General features: G+C 40.0%; 13 protein-coding genes. 10 read left to right on the plus strand and 3 right to left on the minus strand.

The genetic code is table 11. From position 1 onward, the window contains the following. Positions 1-32 precede the first annotated feature (32 nt). Entirely contained in the window at positions 33-545 is a 513-nt protein-coding gene (locus tag EL17_RS16705; protein ID WP_316932670.1) for a response regulator, read from the plus strand. A 336-nt stretch (positions 546-881) separates the two neighbouring features. Here the strand turns inward: EL17_RS16705 and EL17_RS16710 are convergent, their stop codons facing one another. Beyond that, on the minus strand, positions 882-1,517 hold the full coding sequence (locus EL17_RS16710; protein WP_051720061.1) for a sugar transferase: 636 nt from the start codon (positions 1,515-1,517) through the stop codon (positions 882-884). Positions 1,518-2,070: 553 nt separating this feature from the next. On the opposite strand from EL17_RS16710, the gene EL17_RS16715 reads away from it, so the two are divergent. The 9 genes from EL17_RS16715 to EL17_RS16750 all read left to right on the plus strand — a co-directional run bounded on the left by EL17_RS16715 (position 2,071) and on the right by EL17_RS16750 (position 14,764). Further along, positions 2,071-3,648: a S8 family peptidase gene (locus EL17_RS16715; RefSeq protein WP_051720062.1), complete on the plus strand. Its 1,578-nt coding sequence runs from the start codon at positions 2,071-2,073 to the stop codon at positions 3,646-3,648. A gap of 468 nt (positions 3,649-4,116) precedes the next feature. Continuing rightward, positions 4,117-4,800 (plus strand): ABC transporter ATP-binding protein, encoded by a 684-nt coding sequence (locus EL17_RS16720; protein WP_035076698.1) that lies wholly within the window; start codon positions 4,117-4,119, stop codon positions 4,798-4,800. Further along, on the plus strand, positions 4,797-6,134 hold the full coding sequence (locus EL17_RS16725; protein WP_035076700.1) for a TolC family protein: 1,338 nt from the start codon (positions 4,797-4,799) through the stop codon (positions 6,132-6,134). Before EL17_RS16720 ends, EL17_RS16725 begins: the two co-directional genes overlap by 4 nt. Positions 6,135-6,454: 320 nt before the next feature. Beyond that, positions 6,455-7,552 carry an alginate export family protein gene (locus EL17_RS16730; protein ID WP_051720063.1) on the plus strand — a complete coding sequence of 366 codons (1,098 nt, stop codon included), beginning with the start codon at positions 6,455-6,457 and terminating at the stop codon, positions 7,550-7,552. Next, positions 7,549-7,773, plus strand: coding sequence for a hypothetical protein (locus EL17_RS24070; RefSeq protein ID WP_051720064.1), 225 nt, complete (start codon positions 7,549-7,551; stop codon positions 7,771-7,773). Before EL17_RS16730 ends, EL17_RS24070 begins: the two co-directional genes overlap by 4 nt. A 56-nt stretch (positions 7,774-7,829) precedes the next feature. Next, positions 7,830-9,164 carry a NarK family nitrate/nitrite MFS transporter gene (locus EL17_RS16735; RefSeq protein WP_051720066.1) on the plus strand — a complete coding sequence of 445 codons (1,335 nt, stop codon included), beginning with the start codon at positions 7,830-7,832 and terminating at the stop codon, positions 9,162-9,164. Positions 9,165-9,203: 39 nt separating this feature from the next. Continuing rightward, positions 9,204-12,719 carry a nitrate reductase gene (locus tag EL17_RS16740; protein ID WP_035076702.1) on the plus strand — a complete coding sequence of 1,172 codons (3,516 nt, stop codon included), beginning with the start codon at positions 9,204-9,206 and terminating at the stop codon, positions 12,717-12,719. After that, entirely contained in the window at positions 12,716-14,173 is a 1,458-nt protein-coding gene (locus EL17_RS16745) for a rubredoxin (RefSeq protein ID WP_051720068.1), read from the plus strand. The genes EL17_RS16740 and EL17_RS16745 overlap by 4 nt, the downstream gene beginning before the upstream one ends. Before the next feature lie 129 nt (positions 14,174-14,302). Beyond that, on the plus strand, positions 14,303-14,764 hold the full coding sequence (locus tag EL17_RS16750) for a YehS family protein (RefSeq protein ID WP_035076705.1): 462 nt from the start codon (positions 14,303-14,305) through the stop codon (positions 14,762-14,764). Between the two features lies 1 nt (position 14,765). Here the strand turns inward: EL17_RS16750 and EL17_RS16755 are convergent, their stop codons facing one another. Together EL17_RS16755 and cobA are read right to left on the minus strand one after the other, a co-directional pair. Next, positions 14,766-15,362, minus strand: coding sequence for a DUF4202 domain-containing protein (locus tag EL17_RS16755; RefSeq protein WP_035076707.1), 597 nt, complete (start codon positions 15,360-15,362; stop codon positions 14,766-14,768). Positions 15,363-15,564: 202 nt separating this feature from the next. Beyond that, a complete protein-coding gene (gene cobA / locus EL17_RS16760) occupies positions 15,565-16,329 on the minus strand; it encodes a uroporphyrinogen-III C-methyltransferase (RefSeq protein WP_035076709.1) in 765 nt (254 codons plus the stop codon). Between the last annotated feature and the right edge of the window lie 48 nt (positions 16,330-16,377).

Raw genomic sequence — 16,377 nt, forward strand, 5'->3', positions numbered from 1 at the left:
TTTTTATTTATAGAGCATAAGCAGCATGATTTTTGGAAATTATTCCACCCAAATGGACTTTCTTAGCTTTATATTCTGTTTCTATATTATACTATTCTATACCAATGAAAAATAAGGACTTAAAATCAGCGCATATTTTGCTTGTGGAAGATAATGAAGGCGATATTGTGCTTACACTGGAAGCTTTTGAAGAGAGCAAAGCAAAAACAGAAGTAAGTGTGGTTAGGAATGGTCGGGAAGCACTTGAATTTTTATATAAAAAGGGGAAATATCAAAATGTAAAAAAGCCAGACTTGATTTTATTGGACATCAATATCCCGATTTTCAATGGACATGAAGTTTTACAACTAATCAAAGAAGATTCGGATCTAAAAAGAATACCAGTAGTAATGCTTACAACATCTTCCAGTCATACCGACATACAAAGAGCTTATGATAACCATAGCAACAGCTACATCATGAAATCACTTGATATGGAGGAATTTTTTGAAGCTATTGTAAAGATTGAAGAATTCTGGTTTCAGGTAGCTACTTTAGCAGATTAAGGATTTAATTTTTTATTCTCTAAGAAACAGTATGCTGTTATTTAGAGAATGCCATTTATAGATAACTATTAGTTTTTTATTGATATTTAATACTGGAGTACTATATAATCTATATTTTCTTAATCCAGGATCAGTCTCCTATGGAAAAAGGGTAGGCAACCAATAAACAGGTGGTTTTTTTGCAGCACGACATTTTTTATGAGCTGGGTGAAGTTGCTTGTTGAATTTAAACTTATATATGCTATCTTGTATATAGCCTGAATCTTGGAAGAAAAATTCAGTGAGGTTATTGCATCCTTGATTTGCTATCGGTCCTCAATTCAGTTATAAGCTGCACTAGAAAGCATTATGATTTAATTTGGTAAACTTCCAGACGGTTAGAAATATTATTTTAATATCTAGAAAGAAAGTGCGGTTGTGCAGATACCATATATCTGCATTTACCCTGTTGATCATCGCCTGGATTTCTTTGGTTTCACCCCTATGTCCACTTACCTGTGCCCATCCTGTAATCCCCGGTGCGACATCATGACGATCCATGAAGTTTTCTATGGATTGCGCATATTCTTCCGTATGTTTCAGCATATGGGGACGTGGTCCTACTACTGACATTTCCCCCATCAAAACATTGAGAAATTGGGGAAGTTCATCTATACTTGTTTTTCGGATAAATGCACCCACTCGGGTAATCCTATCATCTTCCTTACTAGCCTGTAAAATATCTGATGCAGCATTGACTTTCATGCTTCTGAATTTCAGACAATAGAAAGGTATGTTGTACCTGCCAGAACGCTGCTGTTTGAAGAATACTGGCCCAGGAGAGTCTATTTTTATGATGATAGCCACAATAGGTATGATCCAGCTGAGCAAAAACACTACGACAAGAAGAGCAAACAAAAAATCAAATATTCTTTTTGCTCTCTCTTCCGAGTTGAACTCTAATTGCCTCGTCAGTAAGGGCTTTGTCATCATGTTAGAATTAGTTTTAGGGTGAAGAATAAAAACTAATTTATATAACATCTTTTTCTTGAAGGTTGATTTTCGGCCAACCCAATAAACAGTTCGACTAGTGGAGGGTATGGGAAGTTTAATTTTGCCTCTTGGCGATAAAACATGGCATTAAACCTTGCCGTCATACTGCAATTCCCATTTTTAAAATATGATACTGGCAAGGTTGATTGCTTTATATCCATATAGGATTAAATGGATTTATTATGTAGAAATAAAAAAGGCTATTTGTAAGGCTCATCATAAAGGGCAAGCAATAACAGAACTGATTCATAATCTTTGGGGGAATCAATACTTGTCAAAATACAATGTGCCCTAGTTATTTTTTATTCTATAAATAAATCTTTTTTATTGGATATTGAGAAATATTCAATAGTTTTAAAAGTTCTCATATTTAAGTTTGAGCTATCTTTAGGCCAAAAGATTCACAAACAGCCACTTATAATTTAAAAATTTATTCAAAAAACACTACTCACAATTGGTTTTAAATCAACCATTTAAACATTTAACACACACAATGAAATATTTAAACAAAACTAAAATCCCGCATTTATTTGTAGCAGTAGCCTTACTGTTTGCTGGTTGCGAAAGTAATTTAATAGATGTAGAGCCTACTGTAGAGGTAGCAAACGAGGAAAGTGATTCAGATTTGAGTCAATTTAACTTTACCGAATTGGGTGAAATGACGGATTTTTCTAATATGAGGGAAGGTGACTTTACCGGAAGGTTTTTAATTCTAAGTAAAGGTCCAAACTTACCACATAATTTGGAAAAGAGCATCCAGAATGCAGGGGGAGAACTCGTAAAAACCTACCCGGAAATAGGAGTGGCTGTGGCAGTGGCGCGTTCATCAGATTTTTATGCTAAGGTGGGGCGAATCAATGGGATTGAATCCGTCACACCAGATTTGATACTAGATTATACCGAGGAGCCTGAAGTTTCTGCTAATAATATGGTGCTTGAAAGCAATAGGTCAAGATCATCAAAAGGTACCACTTCCATAGGTGCGCCGTTTGATTATCAGAGTGCTATATTTAATGGATGGCAGTGGGCTCCTGCAGCCATAAGTGCTCCTGCTGCATGGGAAGCGGGTGTGACCGGGAAGGGTGTCAGAGTAGCTGTTATTGATGGAGGATTTCATGCTACACATTTGGACCTAGCTCCTAATATGGACATAGAAAGCTCTATATCTACTGTACCAGGTTTTAATTTTAATGAAGATACAGGTACGTTCTGGCATGGTACTCATGTGGCAGGTATAGTCGCTGCTTCTGGGTTCGGTATAGTAGGTATAGCTCCTGAAGCTACCATTATAGGTGTGAAATCATTACATAATGGATCAGGTGCTTTCGAATGGATATTAGAGGGTATCTTATATGCCGCTACTCCCAAATCTAAAGGCGGAGCTGGTGCAGATATCATAAATATGAGTTTAGGTGCTACTATAAATTACAGAGATAACTGGCAGGATAAAGCCTTCAGGGAATACTTTAGAGATTTGCAAAAAACCTATGACAGAGCTACCAGGTATGCTTTTCAAAATGGGGTGACGGTGATCGCTTCAGCAGGTAACGGTGCTACCAATTATGACGTTGCAAAAGAATTATTCAAACTGCCTGCACAAAACCAACATGTCATTTCTATCAGTGCCACAGGTCCTACAGGTTGGGTTTTGGGTAACAATAATTTTGGCTTGTTAGCCTATTACTCAGATCATGGCAAGTCATTGGTTGATTTTGCCGCTCCAGGTGGGAATGCTGCATTAGCAGCAGTAGATGGTAATTTCTCACCATGTACTATAGTAGGGACTACTCGAACTGCCACTCAGCCATGTTATGTTTTTGATCAAGTATTCAGTACTACCAGAGGTACCTCTGATGGTAACTATGGCTGGTCTCAAGGTACATCTATGGCTTCACCTGCAGCTGCAGGGGTGGTGGCTTTGATGATGCAGGTCAATGGCGGAAGATTAAATCCCGCACAAGTTGCCGCCAGGTTAAAACAGTCTTCTACAGACTTAGGCAAGCCAGGCAATGATGAGTTTTATGGACATGGGTTTGTAAATGCAGCTAAAGCAGCAGGAGTTTATAGGTAAACTACTCAGTTGGCCAAAGGGTAGCAAACTTATACATCAACCCTAATTTTGTTTTTAAAAATTGGATTAGGGATTTATAAAGCCTGTGGTTATTTTAACTGCAGGCTTTTAATTTTTCTTTATTTTATAGTGGCGGTTCTACTTAAATCTTATAAAGGTAGTGGCTGTGGTTTGATATGTAAGTTCATCAAAAGCTTATAGGACTATAGATATATAGTAGCAGATCTCTTGAGATTTCGACGGACTGTCGGGATATCCCTATATTTATAATTTCAATACATTAACATTCGTGATCTTCGATACACATATCGTCCGTCAGCGAACAAATATGTTCGAAAAAAATGCCGGATTTATGGTATAGCGTTATAGAGCGCTTATTTAAAGGGTGTTTTCAATGGCATAGATGTGGAATTGATGGTAGGGACAGCACAGGCTATTATAATTTTTATTTACTTATAAAATCATCGCATGATACACCTAAATCATATAGATAAGTACATTGAATCAAGATTTCAGAGAGTATTTATACTCAAAGGTATAGACCTTACCATACAGCAGGGGGAGTTTGTGACCCTCATGGGGCCCTCCGGTGTAGGAAAGTCTACCTTACTGAATATTATCGGCCTTCTAGATGAAGATTTTGAGGGCGACTATGTTTTAGATGAAAATCCAATTAAAAAAATGAAGGAGCGAAACAGAAATGCTCTTCATAAAAGTGAATTTGGCTATATCTTTCAGGCCTATCACCTGATAGATGAACTGACGGTTTATGAAAATATCGAAACACCACTGCTGTACAGGAATGTATCATCCTCTGAACGTAAAAGCATCATAGCAGAATTATTGGATAGGTTTAATATTGTGGCTAAAAAGGACTTATTTCCTGAACAGCTGTCGGGTGGACAACAGCAGTTGGTCGGTGTGGCAAGGGCCATCGCAGGCAAACCGCGAATTTTATTGGCAGATGAACCTACCGGGAATTTACATTCTGCCCAGGCAAAGGAGATCATGGAAGTATTTCAGGATCTTCACCGGGAGGGGACTACGATTATACAGGCCACACATTCCCGTGAAAATGCAGATTATGGAACCCGGCTGATCGAAATGCTAGATGGCAAAATTTACAGTGATATGGAAATCCTGATAAAATGAAGATTTTTATAGCAATCATGTTTCTAATGGGCGCGTTTGTTCCCAATGTTTATTCCCAGGATACACTTTTACTCGACTTTTCGGAAGCAATAAGAATTGGGCTTTCCCAGAATCTAATGTTTCAGACCAAGATCAATGAGCAAGAAATATTAAAAAAAGAGCGGCAGGCGGCCTTATTAGGACATCTGCCCCGGGTAAACATGTCCAACAGCTTTTACCGCCAGATGGGTCAGCAGTACCAGCAGGTGGAGGGTCAGTTGATAGTCACGAATGTCACTAATGATATAGCCTCTTCAAATATCAATGCTACCTTACCCTTGGTAAATGCAGGCAGGAGGCTCAATACCACTAGGGCTACACGCCTTTATGAAGATGCAGGGGAGCACGGTTTACACCGGGCTGCACAGGAAGTCGTCTTTAATATAGCACAGCAATATTTACAGGTTTTACTAGACCGAGAACTATATCTTATAGCGTTGGAAAATCTAGAAAACCAAAAGCAGCAATTAAGACAGATAGAAGGTTTTGTAGAGGCAGGAATCCGCACCCTATCTGACCAGTATAACCAGCAGTCCGAAGTTGCTAGATTGCTGACAGTCGTTTTGGATGCGGAGATAAAAATGGAAACAGACTTATGGCTGTTTGCTGAGACTTTGCAGCTGGAGTCAGGCAGCTATCCAATGCTAGAACCGGTTAATATGGATGCCCAGCGGAGCGAGTTCATGGAGTTATCACTACCTGAGCTATATGAAATTTCTTTAAACAATAGGCGGGACTTATTGGAACAAAAATCAATGGAGCAGGGGCATAAAAGGATGCTGTCTGTTTCCAGATCCTTTTATTATCCCCAATTAAGTGCCTATTTCAATTATAGCACTTTTGCTACTACACTTGATGAGAGGTCATTTGCCGATCAATTTTTAAGGATTTATCCACAAAGCACGATAGGCTTATCATTGACGATCCCTATTTTTAACAATTTTGAAAACAAGGTATTAGTTACCCGAAGTAAGGTGGCCTACCAAAACCAACAACTCGAATATAAGGCTCAGGAAAGGATGCTCACTCAGGAGACTAAACTGGCTTATGATAATTACCGGGCTGCTATTAGAAGGGAGGAAGCGACTAAGGTCCAACTTTCCGCAGCCGAAGAAGCACAAAAGGTGATCGCTGAAAGGTTTAGATTGGGCGTTAGTAATTTTGTGGACTTAGCACAGGCCAACCAACAATTAGTAGAAGCACAGTCTGATTATACTCAGGCAGTTTATACTAACTATTTTCAAGAAGTAATATTACGGTATACCTTGGGCATTTTAGAAGTAGAAAGCTTATAATAGCCAGTTGTCTATTGTTATCATTTTTTTGTACACTATCCCTAGAAAACAATTTCCGGGGATATTTTTTTGATATAAGGTAAAGGTATATCAGGTTTAATTTTTAACCATATTCTCCCGTTTTTAAGTATTTCCTTTGAATTCTGCTTAATTATTCATCTTATTTTGAGGATAAATACGTAAATATTATAAAAATAAATAAGTATTATTACTTAGATATATTAAAAAATCATTTTATATTGCTGATAATAATTCAGTAGTACAATTCACCCAAAATTTCTGATTTACATAATGAAAGGATATTAAAATAAAATTTGGGTATGAAAACAAATCCTAAAATATGCCTATTAACTTTTCTGGCTTTCTATATGCTGCAAAAAGAAAGGGTTGGGGCACAGTTGGTTATAAGCGGTGAGATCAGGCCAAGAGCAGAGCTACGTCATGGATTTAAATCCCTCATACCCGAGAGGACCGATCCTGCTTTTTTTGTAGAGCAACGGTCAAGGGTTAACTTCAGCTATACAAAAGAAGCTCTTCAATTTTATATTTCAGCTCAGGACGTAAGGATATGGGGGAATACATCCCAGATTTATAAATATGATCCAGCGGTAATCAATGCTTATGAAGCTTGGGCTGAATATTCTTTTTCAGAAAAAACAGCAATTCGTATCGGCCGCCAAGCCCTCAATTATGATAATGCTAGATTTTTAGGTGACCTGGATTGGGCCCAACAAGGCCGAAGCCATGATCTCTTGCTTTTTAAATACCAAGATTCCACTTATATAGACATTCATGTAGGGGCAGCATTTAATCAAAATGTACCTTTAGAACCAAGTAAGTTGTCAGGTACTGTGTATGAAGGGCTGGATAATTACAAAACAATGCAGTTCGCTTGGATCCATAAAAGACTGTCAACTTCAGATTTCTCCATTTTACTGCTAAACGATGGAAGGCAATATGTGAATGCTATAAACCAGGCTACCCAGGTTTTCTTCAGGCAGACTTATGGTTTTGTAGGCCAAAAAGGGCTTTCATCACTTCTTGACGGTAATGTAGAATTATATTATCAGGGCGGTAGGGATCCACAGGGTGTAAAGGTATCTGCATGGCTGTTTTCTACGGCTATGACTTATAAAACCCGACTTAGCCCATTGACATTAGGTTACGATTATCTTAGCGGAACGGGCCCGGGCACCACTATAAACACCTCCTTTCAACCTTTATATGGGACAAATCACAAGTTTTATGGATTGATGGATTACTTCTATGTCGGAAGCAATCATGGCAATGCTGGGAGAACAGCCGGACTTCAGGATTTATTTCTCAAAACAAATATAGCCATTAATTCAAAAAACAGAGTGCTGCTACATTTTCACCATTCCGATCCCCTGTTACTGTCTTTGCAGACGAGCAGATGATGGTTTCGGGCACCTCTCATTTAGGAGAGGAAATAGACCTGGTATGGACTTCCCAATGGAATAAAGATGTCGCCTTTAATTTAGGTTATTCCCAAATGTTTGGAACAGCATCTTTGAGAGCTGTGAAGAACCAATCAAACCCGGCGGATCTTCAATACTGGGCATGGGCCATGATTACTATAAAACCAACCTTTATGAATAAGGATTTAAGTGACTTATAATCATAATCCTTCAAATAACCTATTCATTGATACTATCAACCTAAACCAAATTTAAAATGAAAAAAGCAACAAAAATTCAACTGCTAAATTTTAAGACACCCCATATGAGGGCATTTCACTTATCATGGGTAGCCTTTTTTTTATGTTTTTTTGGATGGTTTGGCATTGCTCCGCTGATGGCAGTGGTACGTGATGAACTGGACCTTACCAAATCCCAGGTAGGAAATATCATCATATCATCAGTGGCGATTACGGTAATCGCTAGGCTATTTATAGGCTGGCTCTGTGATAGGATTGGTCCTAGGATCACCTATACTTATATGTTGATATTAGGGGCTATTCCGGTGATGTTTATCGGGCTTAGCAATAGCTATGAGTCCTTTCTGATTTTCAGGCTGGCGATAGGTGCTATCGGGGCATCTTTTGTCATTACCCAATACCACACTTCTGTGATGTTTGCCCCTAATGTAGTGGGTACTGCCAATGCCACCACGGCAGGCTGGGGGAACCTTGGGGGAGGAGTAACACAGATGGTCATGCCTTTGATATTTGCATTATTTGTATCGTTGGGGTTTTTGGACCAGCAGGCATGGCGGTATGCCATGATAGTACCCGGGGTAGCTATGATCCTATGCGGTATATTATATTATAGATGGACCACTGATTTTCCCGAGGGTAATCTTAAAGATTTGCTACAATCTGATCCTGCATTTTTAAAAAGAAAAAACGACAGCAAAGGTGCTTTCAAAACGGCACTAAAAGACAGAAGAGTATGGGCCTTGTTTCTGATCTATGGAGCTTGTTTTGGGGTGGAGTTGACTATTAATAACATAGCAGCTATCTACTACCATGATTACTTTAATCTGGATCTGAAGACAGCCGGGCTGATTGCAGGTTTGTTTGGGTTGATGAATATATTTGCTAGATCTACCGGTGGTTTTTTAGGAGACAAAGCAGGGTTGAAATGGGGTCTTAAAGGTAGGGTTTGGCTGATGGGCAGCATCTTATTTTTAGAAGGGATAGCGCTGATGGTTTTTTCGCAGATGACTTTATTGCCTCTGGCTATAGGTACCATGATCGTATTTTCCCTGTTTGTCCAGATGGCAGAGGGGGCTACCTATTCAGTAGTGCCTTTTATTAATAAAAAGGCCATTGGAGTAGTGTCGGGTATAGTAGGCGCAGGTGGGAATGCCGGTGCAGTGATGGCAGGTTTCTTATTTAAAATGGAAAATCTGTCGTATGCAGAGGGGCTATCTATACTGGGACTGGTAGTCACGGGTATAAGTGTACTTTCTTTGATCGTAAGGTTCTCGGAGGCAGACGAAAAGGTAGCGGAAGTAGAATTGAAAAACTCACTGGAAGATAAGGCCATGGAACTAAGTCCGGCATAACAGCTCCCTTAAGTTTTCATAGCCAATAATGACCAAAACATGATACTGGAAAAAAAGAAAAGCACCTGTTCTTACTGTGGTGTAGGATGTGGAGTCCTTATATCAAAGGATAAGAAAGGTAAGATAAAAGTAGAAGGAGATCCAGAACACCCAGTAAATAAGGGAATGCTCTGCTCAAAAGGGATGAACCTCCATTATGTAGTGGAGGACAAATCAGACCGTCTGCTCTATCCACAGATGCGCTGGGGGAAAGGTCATGCACTGGAAAAAGTGGAATGGGATACAGCCTTAACAAGAGCAGCTGCAGTATTTAAATCTATGATCGAAAAATTTGGTTCGGATGCAGTAGGCTATTATGTATCAGGCCAATGCCTTACAGAAGAATACTATTTGGTTAACAAACTGACTAAAGGCTATTTAAAAACAAATAATATAGATACCAATTCCAGGCTTTGCATGAGTTCTGCGGTGATGGGCTATGTGCAGACTTTGGGGGAAGATGCGGTTCCGGTCGCATATGAAGATATTGAATTAGCGGACTGCTTTTTAGTAGCAGGTGCTAATCCCGCCTGGTGCCATCCTATTATCTGGAGGAGAGTGGAAATGCAGAAAGAACGGAACCCTGAAACCAAGATCATTGTAGTGGATCCACGAAAAACGCAAACCTGTGCTTTAGCTGACCTACATCTGCAGATCCTTCCCGGTACAGACACTGTATTATTTCAGGCTATAGGCAGATGTCTGATAGAAGGGGGTAATATCGATTGGTCTTTTATCAAAAACCATACAGATGGATTTGAAGCTTATCAGGAGCAGGTGATGCAGGTGTCAGTGGCCGATGCTGCTCAGATGTGTGGTGTCCCAGAAGATCAGATTGTTCAGGCGGCCACTTACATTGCAGGGTCAAAGGGATTTCTATCTATGTGGGCCATGGGGCTTAATCAAAGTGCTGATGGTGTTAATAAAAACCTTTCTCTTATTGATATAAATCTTATTACAGGTCATATAGGAAAGCCAGGATCAGGTCCCTTTTCTCTTACCGGTCAGCCCAATGCTATGGGGGGAAGAGAAGTGGGGGGAATGTCCACTTTACTTTCTTCCCACCGTAAGTTACATGATGCTGCCCATAGAAAAGAAGTAGCTGATTTTTGGGGGGTGGAAGATTTGCCATCAAAGCCCGGATTGACAGCCACCCAAATGGTGGAGGCTTTGGAAGAAGGTACCATGAAAGCCATCTGGATCATTTGTACCAATCCGATGATCAGCCTTCCTGATGCAAGAAGGGTAGAGAATGCCCTCAAAAAGGCTAAATTTGTAGTGGTTCAGGATATTTCCCTGCATGCAGCTACTATACCTTTTGCAGATCTGGTACTTCCTGCAGCAGGATGGGCAGAGAAAGAAGGGACGATGACCAACTCTGAAAGAAGGATCAGCTACCTCCATAAATCGGTAGCCCCTCCTGGAGAGGCTATACCCGATGCTGAAATAATCATCCGTTTTGCAAAAAAAATGGGGTTTTCAGGGTTTGATTACAAAGATATGGGGAGTGTATTTCAAGAGCATGCTGCACTTACCAAAGGTACCAATATTGATATTTCTGAATTGGACTATGAATACCTTAAATCCCATGGTACAGCCCAATGGCCATTTGTTTCGTCAGCTCAGTCTGGTAAAGCAAGGCTTTTTGAAGACAGAATATTCTATACGCCTAACGGCAGAGCACAGATAAAAATTTCAGGCCCCCAGTCTGACTTGGAAGCTTTAACCCCTGATTTTCCGCTGATTCTTACTACAGGAAGGATCAGAGATCAGTGGCATACCATGACCCGGACAGGTAAAGTCAATAAGTTAAAAAAACATGTCCCCATACCATTATTGGAGATCCATCCCGAGGATGCCATTTCAAGAAAAATCGGGGATGGAGACACAGTAGAGATCAAAAGCCGACGGGGGACAGTGAGGGTTCGGGCACAGGTATCTGAGTCTATAAGGGAAGGTGTAGTTTTTTTGCCCATGCACTGGGGCAAAATCCTAGGGGCGGATTTTGCTATGGTCAATAACCTTACAGGTAATGCGATAGATCCAGTATCTAAACAGCCAGACTTCAAATATTCAGCTGTGGAGGTAATGAAATACACTAAACCTAAACAGAAAGTGGTCGTCATTGGAGCTGGTGCTGCTGCATATCGCTTCATCACTACCTATCGGGAGCTAAATCTGGAAGATGAAATTCAGGTTTTTTCCCAAGAAAAGCATCCATTTTACAATAGGGTTTTGCTTCCTGACTATGTAAACCAGCATAAATCTTGGCTGGATTTACAGAAATTCAAAGCGGGGGAACTCGAAAAGCTGGACATACACTTGTTTGTGAAAAATGGCATAGCCTCCATAGATAAGACCAATAAAACGGTTACTGACGAGAAAGGCAGGATACACCACTATGATTTGTTGGTAATGGCGACAGGGAGTCGGGCTTTTATACCGGCAGATGCGCCTATGCACCTGCCTGGCGTATTTACGATGAGGAATAAAAAAAATGCAGATGATTTAGTAGAATACATGGGTGGAAAGGGACATGTATTGATTGTAGGGGGAGGATTATTGGGGTTGGAACTGGCCGCCTCTCTCAGGGAGATTGCTATCAAAGTGACCATCGTGCAGCTGGCCTCCCGGCTGATGGAAAGACAGCTGGATCAGACATCAAGCTCACTGCTCAGAGAGAAAATAGAAGAAATGGGCGTAACCCTTTATCTCAACAATCAGGTCGACCGGCTGGTCCCTTATTTGGGAGAGGAAAGGATGAAGGCCAATCTGAAAAGTGGTGCCACCGTAGAATGTAATGCGGTAGTATATGCTATTGGGACCAGGCCGAATATAGAACTGGCTAAATCTGCAGGCATTGCCTGTGGGTTTGGGGTAAAGGTAAACGACTACCTTCAGACCAGTGATCCCCATATATTTGCGATGGGGGAGATAGCAGAACACCGGCAGAAGTTAAATGGAATCACTGCAGCAGCAGAACACCAGGCAGATGTGGCCGCCCGATACATAAATGGGGATCTTCTGAGCATTTATCAAGGTTCTGTATTGATGAACATACTGAAATTTGCGGATCTGGATCTGTGTTCCATAGGCATGCCTGAGATCCCGGTAAATGCTACCGGTTACGAAGAAATACTGCTGATAGATACAGCCCAGACTTATTATAAAAAATGTATCGTTTATCAGGACAGATTGGTAGGGGCAATTTTGATGGGGGATAAAACAGAGTTTGCTGAATTTAAAAATTTGATAGAAGAGAAAACAGAACTTTCAGATAAAAGGCAGGAGCTTCTAAGAGGGAAATCAAATAAAGAGGCTTTGATAGGTAATTTGGTCTGTTCCTGCGGAAATGTCGGCACAGGGAATCTGGAGAAGCAGATAAGCGCCGGATGTGCTGATTTCAGGCAGCTATGTCAGCAGACTGGAGCAGGTATGGGGTGCGGAAGCTGCAAACCGGAAATCAAACATATTTTAAACCGATTCACTAAATTGCATGCATCTTTACCGTTATGATTAAAACAGCCATCAAACCCAGTTCCACTCATTTCAAAAAGTCCGACCTTGTAAGGGTTTTTGTAAAAGGAGGGATCATTTCCCCCGGAGATTTTCAGAAGATCATCCATACTGCTAATGAACTTGGAACATCCTACATTCATTTAGGGTCAAGGCAGGATATTTTGTTTCCACTGAAAAATAAAAACCTTAAGGTACTGGAAGATACATTTGAATCTATTCAGACAGATTTTGATACAGATGGTGAAGAATTTCACAATATTGTGTCTTCTTATACCGCATTGGATGTGATGCCCACTACGCACTGGCTGGCCTCTCATATCTACCATTATATATTGGATACCTTTGATTATAAACCACAGCTAAAGGTAAATATTACTGACCCCGTCCAAAGTTTGGTACCCTTGTTTACTGGAAATATTAACTTTGTGGCTTCGACACACGATAATTTTTGGTACCTATATTTGAGGTTTTCAGAAATAGATAATAAGCCGTGGTGTGCACCAGAGCTCATTTTTGGCTATGATCTGGCCAAAGTGGCCAAAGCCATAGAAGAACTTAATCCGCTGCAGGGAAAATATACTTATACGGAAATCTATACCAAAGCTGTCAAAAACCTTACCTTGAATACCCAAGCTTTAACCCATGACCTTACTTATCCAGAAGGCCATACCCCTTATTATGAAGGAATGAACAGGATAGCTGGAGGTAAATACTGGCTGGGCTTATATTGGAGAAACAATAAGTTTAGCATTAATTTTCTAAAAGCTCTGTGTCAGTTGTGCCTAGAAACTAATATAGGTAAGTTAAGCCTGACTCCCTGGAAATCGCTTATTGTGAGGGGTATTACTGAAAAGGACCGCATGAGTTGGGAAAAGCTTTTAGGAAAATATGGGATCAATATCCGTCACAGTTCGTTGGAGCTAAACTGGCATTTACCGGTATTGGATGAAGAAGCTTTGGAAATTAAGAATTATCTGGTAAGGGCTTTGGATAAGCAGGATATCAGTACCTATGGTTTGTCCTTTTCTGTCAAAATCAGGCATATGGTTCTATTTACATCCATAGTCATTGAAAAAAATCCTTCTACTGATGATAAACAGCAGGATACCTTTAATATACTTTATTCTAAAGATTTCCTTCCAAATCTTTCTGAGTACTACCATTATGTGAAGGAAGTAACATTGGAAACTATCCCTCCCTTACTTATAGAACTAAGTTATAAGTACTATGATCAGCTTGATACCAATAGACATGATATATCTGAACCCATTGTAGGTTTTAAACCGGTTGAGCATAAAAAATATCAATGTTCCAGCTGCATGACCATTTATGATGAAAATGTAGGGGATCCCTCATCTGATGTGGCTCCCGGAACCTCGTTTCAAAAATTACATAATTCCTATACCTGTCCGGTTTGTGAAAGCCCGAAGTCAGCTTACAGGCTTATATAAATCAGCATTGTCCATCGTTGGGTGATATAATATGGATCTGTTTAATGCCAGAAATTAACGGTAAATGAAGAAGATACATAATATAAATCCTAAATTGCACCTTTACTACAAACCAGAGGGCTATTCAGTATGACCAACAATGATATTTTACGTAACTTAAGATATACCTTTGACTTGGGGGATGCTCAAATGATGGCGATATTTGCCCAGGCCGATCAGACTGTCAGTAGATCTGAAGTGAGCAATTGGCTAAAAAAGGATGATGATCCTGATTTTCAGGAAATGAATGATAGGGAATTGGCCATATTTCTGAACGGTTTTATCAATGAAAAACGAGGTAAAAAAGAGGGTGTCCAACCGGAGGCAGAAGAGAGGCTGACCAATAATAATATTTTAAGGAAATTAAAAATTGCATTAAATTTAAAAGATGAAGATATGCTCTCCATCTTAGAATCGGTAGACCGTCGCATCAGCAAGCATGAATTAAGTGCATTTTTCCGGAAGCCAGGCCAGCCCCAGTACCGTCCTGCACTGGACCAGATTCTTAGGAATTTTCTTCATGGTTTGCAGATAAAGTATAGAGGCAATTAAATCACGTATTTTGAGCTAAGGCTTTGTTTACCACATTTAATGCCTGATCTGAGTGTGTCATGGATAAGGCGTAGGCATGGCCCTTGTCAGACATTTTCTTCCATGTTTTCTGCACTATGTCTATCGTTTTATTTTCCTCGTGCACATGTTTGACGATAAATTCATCAAAATAGTATTGAAGAAATACCAGGCATACGACATCTTCTAAGGTTTGGGCTTCAGGATCGGTTTTAAGCCGCCGTTTATTAATGAGGTCGTCCACTTTCTGGATGTCTTCTTCTGCATATCCATTTGCCCGCATTATTCCAGCAGCTTTTTCTCCATGAAACTTTTTCAGCTCTGTTCGCCACTGTAAATATCCTATTCTGTCCATAGGATACTTTTCTCTTGGATGGGTAAATCGCTGTATATGTTGGGCTCTAATGGCAATCTGCAGATTTTCGGACGCGTCGGGGCAAAATCTATGGAGCATATCCGTCATCCTTTGACTATAAAGCAGTTCTTTTGGGATTTTTTTCCCTTCAAAGACATCCAAGTGCGGATCTTGGCTATTTAAGGCATCTATATCTGCTATGGTAATGTGAAATCTATTATCCATGGTAAGTGAAGTTTTATCTATTGCTTATTTTAAGATAGGCATTATATGATAAATGATCAAATGGTTTGTAAGTAATCTTCACTAAAATGAGTGATAGATAGTAAGACATTTATGGATTGATACGCAAAAAATTAAAAACCAAGGTAGCGCCTCTTGTATTACTGTAAGGAAAATTCTATGGTTTTCAAAGAATTTTTCCTATTCATAAGGAGATATTCTCTTTAAGCGAAGCATAAATCGTTTCCTTTTTCTCATTTACTACCTTTCCGATTACGATGATGGCCGGAGCAGATAGTCTCCCCAGCTCGTTTTCATCCATTATACCTCCCAATGTACTTATCAAACATGTAGAACAGTCTAAGCTTCCATTTTGAATAATGGCCATAGGTTCATTGATGCCACGGGCCTTTTGAAACAGGGCCACTATTTCCTTGATTTTTTTTAAGCCCATTAATATTACTATTGTAGCACTGGATTGGGCTGCTAAATGTAAATCTTTGGCTAGGGAGCCATCCTTTAACGTGCCAGTGATGACCCAAAAGCTTTCGTTCACACCCCTTTTAGTCAATGGTATTCCTTCTATCCCTGCCACAGCTATGGCACTGCTGACTCCTGGGACATAAGATACAGGTATCCCTTGACTGCGGGCGTATTCCAGTTCTTCATGTCCTCTCCCGAATACATAAGGATCTCCTCCTTTCAATCTTACCACATGTCCCATGTTTTGGGCATATCCGACGATCATTTTATTGATCTCCTGCTGCTGTTGTGAATGAAGGCCTGCCCTTTTTCCTACGTATATTTTTAAGGTGCTGGATGGTGCATGATCCAGAAGTGCGATATTGGCCAGAGCATCATATAAAATAACATCTGCGGATTGTAAGGTTTTAATAGCTTTGAGAGTAATAAGGTCAGGATCTCCTGGTCCTGCTCCCACCAAAGAAAGTCTAGGCTGTGAGTTTCTCATCTTAAATCATATTGTTTCAGAAATAAAAATACGTAAAATAATTAAGTA

Origin of the sequence: Anditalea andensis, from assembly GCF_000714815.1 — a bacterium.
Lineage (GTDB): Bacteria > Bacteroidota > Bacteroidia > Cytophagales > Cyclobacteriaceae > Anditalea > Anditalea andensis.

Coding starts and splice junctions, on each gene's coding strand:
- EL17_RS16710 (WP_051720061.1), bottom strand. CDS start 1,517: ATGATGACAAAGCCCTTACTGACGAGGCAATTAGAGTTCAACTCGGAA.
- EL17_RS16715 (WP_051720062.1), top strand. CDS start 2,071: ATGAAATATTTAAACAAAACTAAAATCCCGCATTTATTTGTAGCAGTA.
- EL17_RS16720 (WP_035076698.1), top strand. CDS start 4,117: ATGATACACCTAAATCATATAGATAAGTACATTGAATCAAGATTTCAG.
- EL17_RS16725 (WP_035076700.1), top strand. CDS start 4,797: ATGAAGATTTTTATAGCAATCATGTTTCTAATGGGCGCGTTTGTTCCC.
- EL17_RS16730 (WP_051720063.1), top strand. CDS start 6,455: ATGAAAACAAATCCTAAAATATGCCTATTAACTTTTCTGGCTTTCTAT.
- EL17_RS24070 (WP_051720064.1), top strand. CDS start 7,549: ATGATGGTTTCGGGCACCTCTCATTTAGGAGAGGAAATAGACCTGGTA.
- EL17_RS16735 (WP_051720066.1), top strand. CDS start 7,830: ATGAAAAAAGCAACAAAAATTCAACTGCTAAATTTTAAGACACCCCAT.
- EL17_RS16740 (WP_035076702.1), top strand. CDS start 9,204: ATGATACTGGAAAAAAAGAAAAGCACCTGTTCTTACTGTGGTGTAGGA.
- EL17_RS16745 (WP_051720068.1), top strand. CDS start 12,716: ATGATTAAAACAGCCATCAAACCCAGTTCCACTCATTTCAAAAAGTCC.
- EL17_RS16750 (WP_035076705.1), top strand. CDS start 14,303: ATGACCAACAATGATATTTTACGTAACTTAAGATATACCTTTGACTTG.
- EL17_RS16755 (WP_035076707.1), bottom strand. CDS start 15,362: ATGGATAATAGATTTCACATTACCATAGCAGATATAGATGCCTTAAAT.
- cobA (WP_035076709.1), bottom strand. CDS start 16,329: ATGAGAAACTCACAGCCTAGACTTTCTTTGGTGGGAGCAGGACCAGGA.